Origin of the sequence: Niabella sp. (assembly GCF_030150205.1) — a bacterium.
Taxonomy (GTDB): domain Bacteria; phylum Bacteroidota; class Bacteroidia; order Chitinophagales; family Chitinophagaceae; genus Niabella.
In genome coordinates this window covers 29,391-45,296 of the sequence record NZ_JASLGT010000001.1, presented here as the reverse complement: position 1 = coordinate 45,296, position 15,906 = coordinate 29,391, and the positions used below count along the sequence as shown (strand labels likewise).

General features: G+C 47.3%; 12 protein-coding genes. 4 read left to right on the top strand and 8 right to left on the bottom strand.

All coding sequences use genetic code 11. The annotated features are described in order from the left end of the window. Positions 1 to 9: 9 nt before the first annotated feature. The 5 genes from Q1V85_RS00165 to Q1V85_RS00145 all read right to left on the bottom strand — a co-directional run bounded on the left by Q1V85_RS00165 (position 10) and on the right by Q1V85_RS00145 (position 4,301). A complete protein-coding gene (locus tag Q1V85_RS00165; protein WP_300596194.1) occupies positions 10 to 960 on the bottom strand; it encodes a DUF1259 domain-containing protein in 951 nt (316 codons plus the stop codon). Between the two features lie 53 nt (positions 961 to 1,013). Then, a complete protein-coding gene (locus Q1V85_RS00160) occupies positions 1,014 to 2,162 on the bottom strand; it encodes a chromate transporter (protein ID WP_300596192.1) in 1,149 nt (382 codons plus the stop codon). An 11-nt stretch (positions 2,163 to 2,173) separates the two neighbouring features. After that, the gene (locus Q1V85_RS00155) at positions 2,174 to 2,674 is read right to left on the bottom strand and encodes a hypothetical protein (RefSeq protein WP_300596190.1); all 501 of its coding nucleotides are present in this window, start codon (positions 2,672 to 2,674) and stop codon (positions 2,174 to 2,176) included. Positions 2,675 to 2,732: 58 nt separating this feature from the next. Further along, positions 2,733 to 3,602, bottom strand: a complete 870-nt coding sequence (locus Q1V85_RS00150; protein ID WP_300596187.1) for a chromate resistance protein ChrB domain-containing protein — start codon at positions 3,600 to 3,602, stop codon at positions 2,733 to 2,735. Positions 3,603 to 3,698: 96 nt separating this feature from the next. Beyond that, positions 3,699 to 4,301: a hypothetical protein gene (locus Q1V85_RS00145; protein WP_300596185.1), complete on the bottom strand. Its 603-nt coding sequence runs from the start codon at positions 4,299 to 4,301 to the stop codon at positions 3,699 to 3,701. Positions 4,302 to 4,473: 172 nt separating this feature from the next. Here Q1V85_RS00145 and era point away from each other — a divergent pair, with 172 nt between their 5' ends. After that, positions 4,474 to 5,346 carry a GTPase Era gene (era, locus tag Q1V85_RS00140; protein WP_300596183.1) on the top strand — a complete coding sequence of 291 codons (873 nt, stop codon included), beginning with the start codon at positions 4,474 to 4,476 and terminating at the stop codon, positions 5,344 to 5,346. 164 nt (positions 5,347 to 5,510) lie between these two features. Continuing rightward, positions 5,511 to 6,140: a translation initiation factor IF-3 gene (gene infC, locus Q1V85_RS00135; RefSeq protein WP_300596181.1), complete on the top strand. Its 630-nt coding sequence runs from the start codon at positions 5,511 to 5,513 to the stop codon at positions 6,138 to 6,140. A 599-nt stretch (positions 6,141 to 6,739) separates the two neighbouring features. On the opposite strand, the gene gcvP is transcribed toward infC, so the two are convergent. Next, a complete protein-coding gene (gene gcvP / locus Q1V85_RS00130; RefSeq protein WP_300596179.1) occupies positions 6,740 to 9,664 on the bottom strand; it encodes an aminomethyl-transferring glycine dehydrogenase in 2,925 nt (974 codons plus the stop codon). A gap of 357 nt (positions 9,665 to 10,021) precedes the next feature. Between gcvP and Q1V85_RS00125 the strand changes: the two genes are divergently transcribed. Further along, positions 10,022 to 10,507: a YkgJ family cysteine cluster protein gene (locus tag Q1V85_RS00125; protein ID WP_300596177.1), complete on the top strand. Its 486-nt coding sequence runs from the start codon at positions 10,022 to 10,024 to the stop codon at positions 10,505 to 10,507. A 246-nt stretch (positions 10,508 to 10,753) separates the two neighbouring features. Here Q1V85_RS00125 and Q1V85_RS00120 read toward each other — a convergent pair whose 3' ends face one another. Together Q1V85_RS00120 and Q1V85_RS00115 are read right to left on the bottom strand one after the other, a co-directional pair. Then, complete coding sequence (locus tag Q1V85_RS00120) at positions 10,754 to 11,881, bottom strand: TIGR03364 family FAD-dependent oxidoreductase (RefSeq protein ID WP_300596175.1); 1,128 nt, start codon at positions 11,879 to 11,881, stop codon at positions 10,754 to 10,756. 203 nt (positions 11,882 to 12,084) lie between these two features. After that, positions 12,085 to 12,705 carry an XRE family transcriptional regulator gene (locus Q1V85_RS00115; RefSeq protein WP_300596173.1) on the bottom strand — a complete coding sequence of 207 codons (621 nt, stop codon included), beginning with the start codon at positions 12,703 to 12,705 and terminating at the stop codon, positions 12,085 to 12,087. A gap of 417 nt (positions 12,706 to 13,122) precedes the next feature. Here Q1V85_RS00115 and Q1V85_RS00110 point away from each other — a divergent pair, with 417 nt between their 5' ends. Beyond that, entirely contained in the window at positions 13,123 to 15,894 is a 2,772-nt protein-coding gene (locus Q1V85_RS00110) for a SusC/RagA family TonB-linked outer membrane protein (protein WP_300596171.1), read from the top strand. Positions 15,895 to 15,906: the final 12 nt, after the last annotated feature.

Genomic DNA, 15,906 nt, shown 5'->3' with positions numbered 1-15,906 from the left:
TACATTAATTTATGATTTCCGCCCGGTTTGATCCAGGGCCGCTTTAAGCCCTTTTGCTAATTGCGCGGCATTGCCGGTGCCCCAGTAATGGAGAAAGAATACTTTTGGGGTTTCGTGCACCATATGATTATGTACAGCTACCACCTCGATGCCATTTTCTACCAGGGCCTTGATAACGGGGGCTACTTCGTTTTCCAGCATGGTAAAATCGCCTGCAACGGCGGCATTTTCCGGGCTGCCCTGCCAGGCGGCCCAGGTGTTGAAACCCATAAAGCTGCTTACCGGTATCCCGTGCTCCATTAGCTGAATATCAGGGCGCCCGATGGTGTATTTATATACGCCTTTACTCATCTCACCTTTATGACCGGTGATGGCATCCAGCGCCGGGGTATCAAGGGTGTTCACCACGCTGTCTGCTTTTGCCGATTTGGGATCTTTACCACGCACCGCTGCCACTTTTCCAAAAATAGCTTTTACGCCTTTTGAAAGCGTTTCGATATCAGCTGTACGGTCAATATGCATATACAATATATTGGGCCGGTTGCGGGCAAAATGATTATGAATGGCCGTAATCGCAAACCCCTGGCGGATCACTTCCTGCTGAACCGGTTTTACATCTGTTTCGCTTAAGATAATATCACCCATAACCATGGCGCTATCTCCGCAGGGCGTAAAGGCCGCCCAGCTGCCCAGGCCCATTGGCGGAATGATCTTAAAACCATCAACCATTACGTTCAGATCGTTTTGAGGTACCGTTATCTTATATTCTCCATTCTTTTCAACACCTTTCATTCCGGTAAGTGTTTCTATTTTGGCAATATCCAGCTTACTTCCGGGCGCGCACCGGATCACCTGCGCGGTTTCTTCCTGGTGGCCGGATTGTGCCCAGCTGCTGCAGCCGGCGATGGTAACCGTTCCTGTTACAGCAAACAAGAGCGATGGGATCAAAGAATGTTTCATGCGTATAGGATTTTAAAACGAGATGCAATTTAGTACTATGTGGGAGTAACTTGTCAGCTCCAATACCTGATCATCAATCCTGCCACTGCGGCTCCCAATATGATCAGTGGTTCTGGTAATTTTTTAAACCGGATCAATAGCAAAATTACAACAATTGCTATAAGAACGGATGTGAGATCTGTCAATTGCCGTTTCGCCAGAACAATTACGGCTCCTGCAATAGCTCCGATAGCTGCCACCGTTACACCCTCTACAAATGCCTGGATACCCGGGCGCTTTCCATACTTTTTAAAGTAAGGCGCTGGTAATATGGTAAAAAAATAACAGGGAAGAAAGGTGGCCAAAGCCGCCACGCAGGCCCCGTTGATGCCCGCTGTAAGATACCCTATAAAACCCACGGTGATCACCACAGGGCCCGGTGTAATCATTGCTACGGCTACTGCATCCATAAACTGGTTGTTGGTGAGCCACTGATACTCTTTTACAACGCCGCCATATAAAAAAGGAACAATTGCCAGGCCGCTTCCAAATACAAATGCCCCGGCTTTGAGAAAAAACCAGGCCATGGAAGTGAGTTTGCTGTTGGCTGCCACATTGCCGGTAACCTGTAATACTGCTGCAGGTAGCATGGCCTTCTTTATCCTTTTAACAGACCCGGGCGGGGCTTTTGTAAACCATACAAGCACACCTGCGGCTAACATCAGCCAAAGATTTTCTTCTTCTCTTAATACGGTTATGACAGCAGATATGCCGAAAATGCTCCATAACAAGAGATCCCTTTTAATGGTTTTGGAGATCAGTTTATAGGAGCTCATGGTTATGATACCGATAACGGCTGCTCCAATACCGTAAAAGGCCGCCTGCATCCAGGGAAGCCCGCCATTCTGAACATAAAAATATCCCAATAGCAGCACCATCAAAAAAGAGGGCAGTACAAATGCGATCCCAACCAGCGTGGCGCCCAATACCCGGTAATGAACATAACCCATGTAAATACCCAATTGTGCTGCCAGCGGCCCGGGAGCCAGCTGGGCAAGGGCAAGACCTTCTTTATAATCGGCTTCCGAAACCCAGCGTTTTTCTTCAACAAGATCGCGATGCATATAACCTGCCAATGCAACCGGACCGCCAAACCCGGCGGTGCCTAATTTTAAAAAATAAAGTACAAGATCTTTTAATTTATAAGGTGCCTGTTGATTCATATATCCCAGTTTTAAAATGATATGCCCAATTGCAGACCAGCGGTAAAGGAGGCCGGCTGATCATTTCCGAATCGTACAGGAAAGGGTGTAGCCACGTAAAAGCCATGCTTCTTTTTCTTAATGACCGTTTTGCCAAACACGGGCGTAAACCCATATCTTCCCGATGTTTCAAAGGCGGCCCTGCCGGCAAATGTGAATCCTTTTCCCAGGGCTATCAGTATACCCGGATGAAATAAAAAGTTGCTCATTTTACTCATGCCTTTTTCAACTTTTATGGAGGGCGCAAATTCAACCGAAAAGGCCATTTTTGAATTTTTCCAGATATTGATACCGGAGGGAAAAATAACGAGATAGTAATCCCTGAAGTTGGGAACTGCTTCTTTATGATTGATGGTAATCAGGGGGTGTAGCACACTGGTATAGGCGGTTATTTTAGGATAGGTGTCCTGTGAAAATAACGGTGTGCCGGAAATAAGCGTAAAGGCTATTATGGCCCATATTCTAAATTGCATACTTCATCGCATTGTTGAACTGCGAATTTAGAAGGCAGGGTTTGAGAGAAATAGAACATTAATTACCTTTTGAACGCTGCTTACCTTCAGCGATCTTTTTTCTGTAAGATGAGGGATTTTTCCCGGTACTTTTTTTAAAGATCCGGGTAAAATGGCTTTGATCGGAAAAACCGGTGAGGTAGGCTATTTCTGTGAGGGAATAGCTGGTGGTTTGAATAAGATGGATCGCTTTTTCAATCCGCACTTTGCGAACGTACTCACCAAAATTCAGGTCGTCAAAATGTTTTGAAAACGTTCTGGACACATAGGAGGGGTTCAGCTCCAGTTCGGCAGCTATTTTCTTCAGATCAAGGCTGAACTGCATGTCTACCTGATCCTGGATCATATGTTTAAGTTCTTCTACCCATGCCGGGGTCTGGGCCTTCCCAGGTTTTTTTTCTTTTAGAAATTTTAAATAAACAGCGTGTAACAGGTTCTCAAAGGGACTGTTTTGCAGGTGCTTTTGTTTATAAAGATTAGCCGCCCAGCTATATAATGCGTCATAAAGGACCATCCCGGCTTCCAGCAACCGGAGGTCTTCTTTAATATTATAGGCCAGGCCGGCCGAGATGGCCCATAATCCCGCTGCTTCTTTTGCAATGTCGTGCCGGTCTGTGTCTGCGCCGCGTACGATACCCGCAATGATCTGCACGGCGGGATCCCTGATCGCATACTTTTTGATGAAGTAGTCGAAGGTGCATTCATCTGCATAATGCGTAAACTCCACTCCGGGTATATCATAGGGGATGGCTCCCAAAGCAGCGGCCTGCTGCTCCACTTCACCAAATGGGGCGTAGAAAAATTCAGCGTCTTTATCAATAAATCGTCTGATCAGCCAGGGGCAGGCGATCCTGTCTATTTTAGGCCGTTCTCTTGTGATCCATTTCATGAATTAAGGCGAATAATTATGTAAAGTAACGTATATCCGGGCATTGCCCGGGATATGTTTAAGAAAATACGCCAAATAAAGATCCTGTGTGCCCTGTTACAAATGACCGTGCTTTATTGCCGGTTCCTCCTGTTTATTACCGGCCGGCAAGGGCGCCGGTTTATTGGGGGGTGCCTGGTTTTCCGCCGGAACCGGGGATTGCTCTTCCGGAACTAAAGGCCGGCTACGCATGGTGGTGCTGTCTATGAGGTTATTCAGAAGAATGTACTGCGCTTCCCGGGGATCGGGTTTTACGATCGAATCATCGCTCAATAGTATGTAGCTATCGCCGGTGGTATTTTTTACAGAACCGGCGCTTTTGTCCGAAAACGCCGTGTCATAGGGAGGAAGCGTGTCCGGCGCCGGCACCGGCTCATCATTATGGAGGATGGAATAGGACCAATCGGAATGCACAATGGTTGTGGTGGAACCACTGTAAAAAAAACGGCTAAAAGAAAAATCGGCATACACAAGGATCGAACTGGTGGAATCATAGTCAATCCAACGTGCGTGACTACCATCCGGATAAATGATTGTAGAGCCATAAGGGCTGTAATAAAACAGGGAATAGCTGCCATCGGAGTTTGAAATGGTGGTCTGCGCTGTTAACAGGGCTGTAGTACCGGTAGTCAGAAACAGCAATAATAGTTGCCTTTTCATAAATGCAGCAGATTTAGATCCTGTTAAAGGTAAAAACCGATCGGCCAATATATGCTTATTAAAATGATAATTAACAGTTCGTTGGCCAGGCGGACGGTTGGAGGCTTATGCATGCAAACTTTATTCGGCGCCTTCGTATCTCTGTGGCTGCTTTTAAGTTATTTTTGCAGGCATGAAATCCGGTTTTGTAAACATATTTGGAAAGCCCAATGCGGGAAAAAGTACCTTGCTGAATGCATTGATGGGAGAAAAACTGGCGATTGTTTCATCTAAAGTGCAAACCACCCGGCATCGCATTAAAGCGATCCTGACAGAACCGGATTACCAGATCATTTTCTCCGATACTCCCGGCATTATTGAACCGAAGTACAAATTGCATGAAAAAATGATGCAATCGGTTAAAAGTGCCCTGGAAGACGCGGATGTGGCCTTGCTGATCGTAGATGTAAACGATAACTGGGAGGAAAGTGACCAGATCTTTTCCAAACTCAAACTTAGGGTTCCTTGTGTGCTGGTAGTCAATAAAATAGATCGTGCGCCTGCTGAAAAAACAGCGGCCTGCATAGATTATTTTAAGGCAAAACCTTATTGTAAAAAGGTGGTGGCCATCTCTGCACTTAAGGGGGCGGGCATCGACCAGTTTATTCAACCCATCGTGGAATTGTTGCCGGAAGGGGAGCCGTTTTACGATTCGGACGATATCAGCGACCTGCCCACAAAGTTTTTTGTGAGCGAGCTGATCCGCGAAAAGATCTACGAGGTAGCCCAGGATGAAATTCCCTACCACACGGCCGTTTTGATCAGGGAATTTAAGGAAAAGCAGACCCTGGTAAAGATTGTTGCGGATATTATCGTACACCGGGAAACTCAAAAAGCGATCCTGATCGGCGAAAAAGGAGGGATGGTAAAGAAGATCGGCACCGCCGCCCGCAAGGATATTGAAGCATTTTTGAACCAAAAAGTGTTCCTGGAGTTATTTATAAAGGTAAAACCCAAATGGCGCGACAATGAACTGTACCTGAAAGAGTATGGGTATGGCTCATGATCCGGTCAAAGGTTAAAAAAAACAAAAAAATAAAATTGCAGGACTGACAATATTTCATCATATTTGTTATTAAATATTTTTTCGCCTTGCCCGTAAGGCTCATTTGAAACATAAAATTTGCGTTGCTTCACGGGCGGAGCAGCGGGGAGAATTTAAAAAGTTAAATGGCAGTACCACAAAAACCAGCCTACAGACCGCCTGGCACGGGATTCCGGCCGGGGGGCAATAACAGCAACAGGCCTAAAGGCTTCTTTAAAGGACGGTTTCAACCGCAGAAGGAAGCTGAACACCGCATCAATCAATTTATTCGCGTTCCACAGGTAAGACTCGTTGGAGACAATGTAGAGCAGGGAATTTATACAACCCAGGAAGCCCTGAAAATGGCCCAGGATCAGGAACTGGACCTGGTGGAGATCTCTCCCAAGGTTGATCCTCCTGTTTGCCGTATCATTGACTATAACAAGTTTTTATACGATAAGAAGAAGAAGGATAAAGAACTGAAAGCCAAGAGCAAGGCTACCGAAATCAAGGAGATCCGCTTTACCCCTAATACGGACGAGCATGACTTTGATTTTAAGGCAAAACATGCCGAAGGATTTTTGAAGGATGGCAATAAGGTAAAGGCATATGTGCAGTTTAAAGGAAGGGCCATCCAGTTTCAGGACCGCGGTCAGTTATTGCTGCTGAAATTTGCTGAGCGACTGGCTGATTTCGGAACCCTGGAGAACCTGCCCAAGCTGGAAGGGCGCCGTATGTTGGCAATGATTGCCCCCAAGCCGGCAAAAAAGAAATAGGAATTTTTTAATTGTTTTTATCGTAGAAGCCCTGTTCCTGAAATGGGGCTTTTGCGATTTCTTTTTGTTCTGTAGGAGTTGTTTCCCGCAGATTTGGGTAGGTTGCTCCCGCAGATTTACGCGGATTGTTTCCGCAGATTTTCGCAGAAGGCCGGTTTTATAGGTAATACAGCATTCCTCCGCGCCGTTGCTCCATCGCGCCGCGTGAAATAAGAACCACAAAGACCGAAAGACACAAAGAAACACAAAGAGGAACTTAACCTTAGTGCATCTTCGAGCTTTAGTGGATTTGTGGCGAAGATTTCAAACGCCGCGTCGTTGCTCCATTGCGCCGTTGCGTGAAATAAAAACCGCGGAGACGCGGGGACGCAGTGATTCGCGGAGAGGTTGGGTTATATTGGACGCTCTGTTATCTCTGCTGTCTGCGGTAAACATTTAAACGCAAAGAATACGGGAAGCCCCAAAGCAACACTAAGAGGTACCTGACCCTGGTGCATCTTTGTGTCTTAGGACCTTTGTGGCGAACACCAAACACGCAACAAAAAAGGGCTGTCTCAAATATTTTTGAAACAGCCCTTATATATCGGATGTTAACTGTCTTAAGCTTCCATATAAGCCTCAACCGGCTCGCAGGTGCAGATCAGGTTCCGGTCGCCTAAAGTATTGTTTACACGGGCAACGGAAGGCCAGAACTTATTATGCGCTACATAGGGCAGCGGATAAGCTGCTTCTTCCCTCGAATAGCTATGCGCCCAGTTGCTGCTGATAACGGTTTGCTGGGTATGCGGGGCATTCTTTAACGGGTTGTCTTTTACATCCCATTCGCCGGTTTCTATTTTCTGAATCTCCTTCCGGATCTGCTGCAACGCATCACAAAAGCGGTCAAGTTCAGCTTTATCCTCACTTTCCGTAGGCTCAATCATAATAGTACCCGGAACAGGGAAACTCATCGTTGGGGCATGAAAACCGTAATCCATCAGCCTTTTCGCTACATCTTCGGCCTCTACCTGTGCCGTTTTCTTAAACGGGCGCAGGTCTACAATAAATTCGTGTGCGCACAGGTTATTGGCATTGGTATACAAAATATCAAAGTCTTCCGCCAGCCGGGCACGCATATAATTCGCATTTAAAATGGCGTATTCCGTTGCTGCTTTTAATCCGCCTGCACCCAGCATGCGGATATAGGCATAGGAGATCAGCAGGATAGAGGCCGACCCATAAGGTGCGGCTGATACGGCGCCTGCGTGTGTGCCGGTGGGCTCTGCTGCAGGCGTTTGCCCGTTGCCGTTCAACGCAATGGTTTTTGCTTTGTGTATGGAAACATGACCGGGCAGATGTTGCGCCAGGTGTTCCTTTACACAAATAGGGCCCATGCCGGGACCGCCGCCGCCATGCGGAATGGCAAAGGTTTTATGCAGGTTAAGGTGACATACGTCTGCCCCAATGAGGCCGGGCGCTGTAAGTCCTACCTGGGCATTCATATTGGCCCCGTCCATATATACCTGGCCACCGTTTTCGTGTATGATCCGGGTGATCTCTTTTACTGTTTCTTCGTACACACCATAGGTGCTGGGGTAAGTGATCATGATGCCAGACAGGGTATCGCGGTATTGTTCCGCCTTAGCTTTCAGGTCTTCCACATCAATATAGCCGTTCTCCAGGGCTTTTACCACTACCACTTTCATGCCGGCCATTACCGCTGATGCGGGATTGGTACCGTGCGCCGAAATTGGGATCAGCATTACATTCCGCCGGGGATTACCCTGGGCTTCATGATATGCTTTTATAGTTAACAAACCCGCATACTCGCCCTGTGCACCGCTGTTGGGCTGCAGGCTGCAGGCATCAAAAGCAGTGATCTCACAGAGATACTGGCCCAGCTCATCCACGATCTGTTTGTAACCACCAGTCTGACTGGCAGGAGCAAAGGGGTGAATATTGGCCCAGTGCGCCCAGCTCAGCGGGATCATTTCCGTGGCCGCATTCAGCTTCATAGTGCAGCTGCCCAGGGAGATCATAGAAGTGTTTAATGAAAGGTCTTTGTTCTCCAGGTACTTGATATACCGCATCATCTTGCTTTCGCTGTGATAGGTATTAAATACCGGGTGTGTGAGGTAGGCGGAGGTACGGGAAAGCGATTCCGGTATATGACGTAATTCTTCATCAGTGCTTAACGAGAAGGAAACCGGATCGGCATCATTTTCAAAACAATTGATAAGGTCGTAAAGGTCTTCGATGATAACCGTTTCATCCAGCGATATGCCGATATGCTGGTGATCGATATGCCGCAGGTTTATTTTTTGCTGCGCTGCTTTTTCTACAATGGCAGCGATATTGTTCACTGCTACTACCAGGGTATCAAAGTACTGGTTGCTTACCAGTTTAAAGCCACGCGCTTCAATGGCTTCTCCTACGATCTGGGTATAGATCGCCACGCGTTCCGCAATGCGTTTCAGGCCTTCCGGGCCGTGGTATACCGCATACATCGCCGCCATATTGGCCAGCAGGGCCTGGGCGGTACAGATATTGGAAGTAGCTTTTTCGCGTTTGATATGCTGCTCCCGGGTTTGCAGGGCCATCCGCAAGGCACGGTTGCCCTGGGCGTCTTCACTGATACCGATAATGCGTCCGGGAATAGTGCGTTTGAACTCGTCGGTGGCTGTCATAAAAGCCGCGTGCGGACCTCCATAACCCAGGGGCACCCCAAAGCGCTGAGCGGAGCCTACTGCTACATCTGCACCCAGTTCCCCGGGAGGCGTTAAGAGCGTTAATGCCAGCAGGTCTGTAGCCATCGCTACATAGCCGCCTGCAGCATGTACGGTTTCAATAAAAGAACGGTAATCTTCAATGCTGCCTTTATTATTGGGATATTGTACCAGGGCACCAAAAAAAGCTTCGGTGATGGCGGTAGTTTTATAGTCGCCCTCTACGATTTCGATACCAAATGGTTCTGCACGGGTGTACAATACATCCTTCGTTTGCGGAAAGATTTCGGTATCGATAAAGAATTTCGGTTTCTCAATGTTCTCTGAACGGTTTTTCAGATGAAAGAACATACCCATTGCTTCGGCTGCTGCTGTTGCTTCATCCAGGAGGGAAGCATTGGCCAGGGGAAGTGCGGTAAGATCGCTAACTACGGTCTGGTAGTTCAGCAAGCTTTCCAGCCGTCCCTGCGAGATCTCTGCCTGGTAAGGGGTGTATTGGGTATACCATCCCGGGTTCTCAAAAACATTGCGCAGGATCACCGACGGTGTAATGGTGCCGTAATAACCCTGTCCGATATAGTTATGAAAGATTTTATTTTTCAGCGACACGTTTTTAATATGGCGCAGGTATTCATTCTCACTCATGGGTTTGGGAATGTTCAGCTCCTCCTGCATCCGGATTCCCGAGGGAACCGTTTGCGCCATCAGTGCATCCAGACTGCCAAGGCCGGTTTGTGCCAGCATTTTTGCAGTTTCTTTTTCATCCGGGCCAATATGGCGTCTTAAAAATTCTGTTGATTGAATGTCTAAAATATTCATATAACTTATGCGGTATTAAGTATCATTGAGGTGTGCAAAGGTACATGCATTTCCTGATAAAATACGGTTTGCAGTGGTTGCGCAACGTCTGTCCGGTTCCGGCGTAAATAACGTTCATGGTCTTTGGTTCATGCTTTTTTTATGGACCATTTAATTATTTAATCTGTTTACGTTCATCTATTTATTAAACCCGATGTTTTATTGCAAATTTTCAAAAACAAAATGTTGCAGATGAAAACAATTCAAACGATTGCACATTGAAATACCCACGGTCCGGTCTGGCCCGTACCCGGTTAAACGGCGCGGGTAATCCGAACCAATCTGTTAATTTTGCATCATTAAATTCAGCGTTTCAGCATGGCAGCGGATATTTTACAGAACTGGGAAAAAAAAGCAAAGGAGCACCGGAAGAACTATCAGCAGTTTTTAAAGCGAGCTAATAAGAACCAGGTGCTGAAGCAATTGCCGGCCTTAAACGAGGCGGCTTTTAAAGCGGTGGATTGTCTTAGCTGCGCAAACTGCTGTAAAGGCTATTCGCCCCGCTTTAAAACTCCTGATGTAAAACGCATTGCCCGGAGTTTGGGTTTGAAAGAAAGTGTGTTCATCGATACCTACCTGAAGGTAGATGAGGAGGGCGATTTTGTGGTAAAACAATCGCCCTGTCCGTTTCTGAATGCCGACAATACCTGTTCGATTTATGATGTGCGCCCCTCCGACTGTGCCCGCTTTCCCTATACCGATGAAGATGTATTGATCAAGCGTCCGGCGCTAACCCTGAAGAACAGTGAGTTTTGCCCGATTACATATCATGTGCTGGAACAGTTAATCGCCGGGGCAAAATAGGTTCCAGGTTTGACGTTTAAAGTTCCAGGTTAGATCCGTTTTATGTTTGATGATCTATTGCCCATTAACTATTGCCCATTGCCCTTGTTTTTTGGGGACATATAGACTGGGGGGACCTGTGATCCCGGACTTAATCAACTGATAACTGATTGCTGATAGCTGAAAGCTGGTTTCAGGATCCAGGTCAGATTCGTTTTGTGATCTATTGGCCATTGACTATTGCCCATTCACCATTGCCCTCACCAGCTACATTCCCCGGCGGCGGAACAGTTCCTCGCAAAGCCCGAAGCTCAGGGTCATGCCCGCGCCTCCCAGGCCATTAATGATCCAAACCCCGGGCTCCGGCTCCAGTATTAATTCCGTTTGGCCGTTGGTTAACTTAGGATAGATGCCGCTCCAGGTTTGAATAATGGTTTCATCTTTAAAACGGGCAAAACCGGCCAGGTAATCCAAAATGAGGTGGTTGATAAACTGACGGTCAAACGGATCATGGGTATGTCCATATTCATGAGAGTCGCCGATCGTAAGTGCTCCTGTAGCATTTTGCGACACCATTACATGAATACCCCATTTCAGGTGTTCGGCATATTCATGAGAGTAACGCAAACCCAGGGACGCCAGGGTGGTGGCTGCTTTGAAGGAAGTGTAATGCATCAGGGATAATCCTCCGCAAAGCGAGGGGCCAATGCGCCATTGTTGCGGTTGCTCCTGCATTCGTAGCATCTGTAATTTGCACCTGGTGAGTGGAGCTGCTGCAAACCGTTGCGGGTACAGGGTCTCAAAATCGGTACCGCTGCAGATATAGATCTCATCCGCTTCACAGGTTTCCGTGCCCATGTGTACGACCGGATACGTAATGGCGGTGACCACCTTTCCCCAGATAAAATCAACATTCCATTTCCGGCTCAGCCAGCCGGCAACAGCGGCAATGGCGTCTCTTGCTTCCACGATCATTTCTACCGGGCTATAAAGGCTGCCTTTTAGTCCTGCAGGTACAACGGCCGGCGACCGGCTAAGGGTTTGAGCAGGTGAAAGCAACTGATAACCCCGGTGCCTGTAGATATCGGCCAGCTCCTGTAATACGGCCCACTCATCTTCATGATAGGCCATATGCAGGGATCCCGCTTCTTCATACCAGATGCCGGCTTCCTGGCAGCATTCTTTCCAGATCGATTTTGAGTGTAAGGCGCGTTCATACAGGATCCCATCAGGTTGCCCAATGGGCCAGATCATACCAAAATTACGTACCGATGCACCTACGGCCTTCCCGGAACGTTCTATAATGGTTACCGCATAGTTCCGGGTGGCTAATGCACGGGCCGTAGCCAGTCCTGCAATACCGGCACCGATAACAATCGCTTTTTTTCTGCTCATACCGCTGTTTGGATTTATTGTAAAGATCCGGGTTTTCCGGTTGCTGTTGCGTTAAAGTAAAACGCAGAGAAAGGGAGGACGCTGAGCGTACGCCGAGGTCTTATAATTTAATCAATTGCAAAGGCTGACTAGTTAATTAACTGCCCTAAGCAGAGTCTTTGCATTCCCTGTGCTTTGGCGGTTAAAGCACGCGCCCTGGAAAATCAGGACCCCGCGGGTGACTGAAAAAAGTAGATCACCAGGAGCCACAGCCGCTCTTTGGTTTCATTCACCGGAACGTGTGGTAACCTTCCATCAAAGTAAAGCGAGTCGCCGGTATTGAGTTGCAGCTTTGCTGTGCCCAGCTGAAACCGGACCGGTCCGTTAAGAATATACAGGTACTCGTAGGCGTCGGTACTTACTGGTTTGCGCCGCGCCCCGGGCAGTAACTCCAGCAATGAAATCTGGAAGGAGCCGGCCGTGATCGTTTCTTCCAGGATGGAAAGATAGTTGAAGCCCACTGCCTTTTCCTCTTTTACATAAGGATGATAATTTTCACGCGGAATATGCAGATAGCCCGGAAAATCATCTTCTTTTACCAGTTCGGAAAAAAAAGAATCCAGCGGAATATTCAATTGGTGAATAATGGAGAACAGGGTAGGAATGGTAGGAATCATCCGGCCGTTTTCAATCTTTGATAACAACGCAGATCCCATACCCGTCCGGGCTGCAAGATCAATCAGTTTCAATCGCTGCTGATTACGATGTTTCCGGATGATTTGACCGATCCGGTGATAATTCAATGTATTCCTGGGCCGGTTGGTTTTGTTTTCAGCTGTTTCCATTTTTCGTTAATAATTAGAGGTAGGTAATAATGCCCCCTGATCGGAGTGGATTTCCGGATGACCCTGGCTCGCGGGCGGCAAGTTAGTGGAAAAAGCCTGAAATCTCCGGGCATTTTATTTGATCTGTTTCTTTTAAGTTTTGGGAGCGTATCGCCACATAATGGAGGTAAAAATAAAAATAAATTTTTCCTATTAAGAAAAAAAAATGTCTTATTTGGAAAATGTTATTAAATTAGCATTTGAATTTAACCCTGTGGTTGAATAACGATTGCCAAAAAAAAGCCAGGACGAGAACCAGACTTAACCCGAACTGATATGTGTGAAAAAAAAATCATCAGACTATTTTTTGCTGTGCTCCTTATATCCGTAACCTGCCGCCTTGCAGCACAGGATAGCAGCATAGCGAAACCGCAGGCAGTGATAAGGGACACTGTATTTCGTGGCCTGAACAGTCCGCCTGTAGACCTGCTGCATTACCTGCCCGCAAGTACGTTGCCGGTATTAATGGATGCAAAAGTGGCGGGTGTTACAACACTGCGCAAATCGTCTGAGCCCGGTATTCCTGCGTGGCTGCTGGTAAGAGGGTTGCACGGCCCGGTTACCAAACAAAGCGCGCTTTATTCCTTAACGCCCTTATATGTGGTAGACGGTATACCGCTGATACAAAATCATGCATTTCCGTTTGGGATCAAGCAGTATGATTACGAGCGGATCGGATCCGAAACAGATATTACCACGATGCTGAACATCAATGATATTGAATCGATAGAAGTGCTGAAGGATCCGGCAGCGATTGCAGCTTATGGTGTGCAGGGTATTGATGGGGTTGTGTTGATCCGCAGCCGGAAACCCATCCCCGGGAAATATCGCATTAACGTAAACCTGTACGGCGGCGTTTCATTAAAGCCCTATGATATTAAAACGGCAAACGGTCGTTACGAGCGCGATTTCAGAAAACCTTTTTACGACGCCTATGCCACGCAGCAGCAGCTGGCAGCCTTTCCTGCTTATTTAGCTGACTCCTCCAACACGGTATATTATGGTGCTGCCAACTGGGATGATCTTTATTATCAGAATGCCTGGCAACATTCCGTTAATGCGGCTATTTCCGGAGGCACGGAGCGGGCTTATTTCAGGTTGGGATTGGGGAATGTACGGGAGAACGGCGTGATGCGTAATACAGGTGTAGACCGGTATAATGTTTCAACGGCCATCGGTATGATGCCCTTTGATGATCTTACGATTACGACACAAATACAGCTGGGACTTACCGACCGGAGCCGCAATACCTTCCTGCGCGAGCGCTTTGCCGAACAGGAATATCTTCCTACGCTCGCTGCTCCGCTTTCACCCAATAAAGATTATTTGTCCGGTTATTATTCCTTACTCGACCGCTGGTCCTTCGATAAAAACCAGGATCATTTCCTTGCAGGGATGATCAAAGCAGCCTACCAGCTGAAAAACTGGAATCTCAGCAGCTCGTTCCTGATGAACTATCATGATAACAACCGGGACCTGTATTTTCCAACAACAGTGAATGATGGTAATAATTTTGCGTCCTATTTTATAGGGCTTGATAAACGGTCGGCCTGGAAAAACGAAATCAGCTATAAACCCGATTTGGGTGCAGATATGGTATTGCAACTTACCGGTGGCGCCGGGGCACAATGGGACCGCCGTAAGTATGATTATATTAAAGGATACCGTGGCGGGTCCGATTTTGTAAAGATCATTGCCGGCGGTTCCACACCTTCTTTCCAGAACGGAACGGTATTTGCCTTTAAGGATTATCTGAATCATAACCTGGTTTCCTTTTCAGGACGTGCCAACTTTATGCTAAAGAACCGGTATGAACTTACCGCTGCGGTAAGCAGGGAAGGATCTTCCTATTTTCAAAATGGTTACTGGTGGTTTACTTCTCCTTCATTGGCCCTTGCCTGGGATCTTAAAAACGAACTGCACCTGGCTCCGGCATTTTCCCTGTTAAAAATTAAAGCAGGCATTGGTCGTACCGGCCGCGTGTTTGATAACGACAGTTATGGATATGGACCGGTATACACGGTAGATAATGGTTACAACGGAGCGCCATTCATTCCTTCTTACGGATCGATGCCTACACTTACGCTTCCGTTTAGCCGGGGATATACCGGCTGGGGCATCGGATGGGCCTACGCAGATCAGGCCACGGTTGGATTTGAATTAGGCCTGGCTGAAAAATGGAATGTTGCAGCTACCTATTATTTACGGAACGATAAAAATATGGTAGCTCCGGTGCCGGTACCTACGGAGTATGGCTTTACAAAGGAATATAAAAATGGATTGGCAGTAAAGAACACCGGTGTGGAAGCCAGCATCGGAAGTTATTTTGGAACGGGCAGTTTTAAATGGAGCCCGGAGCTGTTACTGCATTGGAACAATAACCGCATTACCGCCCTGCCGGATGGATTAAACAGCATTCAATCCGATGGCCGCCGCCTGCAAAAGGGGCAGCGGGTAGATGCATTCTGGTTACTTGAAAACGAAGGCATTTATGAAACCGATGCAGCCGTACCTGTAAATCCTTCTACCAATCAGCGCTTAACCTATTATGGTGTTACTGTAAAAAGAGGAGACCCCCGCTGGAAGGATATGAACGGTGATTTTGTTGTGGATGATAACGACCGCATATTCCGGGGTAATATGTATCCTAAGATCAGCGGTGCTTTTAACCAGTCTTTTAATTACAAGAACTGGGAACTGAACCTGCTTACGGCATTTGCCCTGGGCAAATACCTGGTAAACGAAGCGGTGGCCAACCGGTTTGATTTTGCGAACCGGGAAGTATCGGGGAGCATGAGCGGCGTAAAAGAAGTTACCTTCTGGACCCAAATACCCGATCGCGAAAAATATCCGCTGTACAATCCCTGGAGCCTGGTGCAGCCTTACCAGCGGGACCAGACGCTGTTTTTGGAAAAAGCCGATTTCCTGAAACTGAAATCGGTCATGCTTTCCTATAGTATGAAAGACCTGGCCTGGGTAAAGAAAGCAAAAATTACATCCATGAAGGCCTATATCACGGCCAATAACCTGTTTACGGTGACGCCTTATACCGGCCGGGACCCCGAGCTTTCTAACTATATGGGGTATGATGACGGCTATGGCATCCCCTTTCCCCGGAGCTTTTCCCTTGGCCTGCAGTTAGACCTTTAATAAAATAAGACT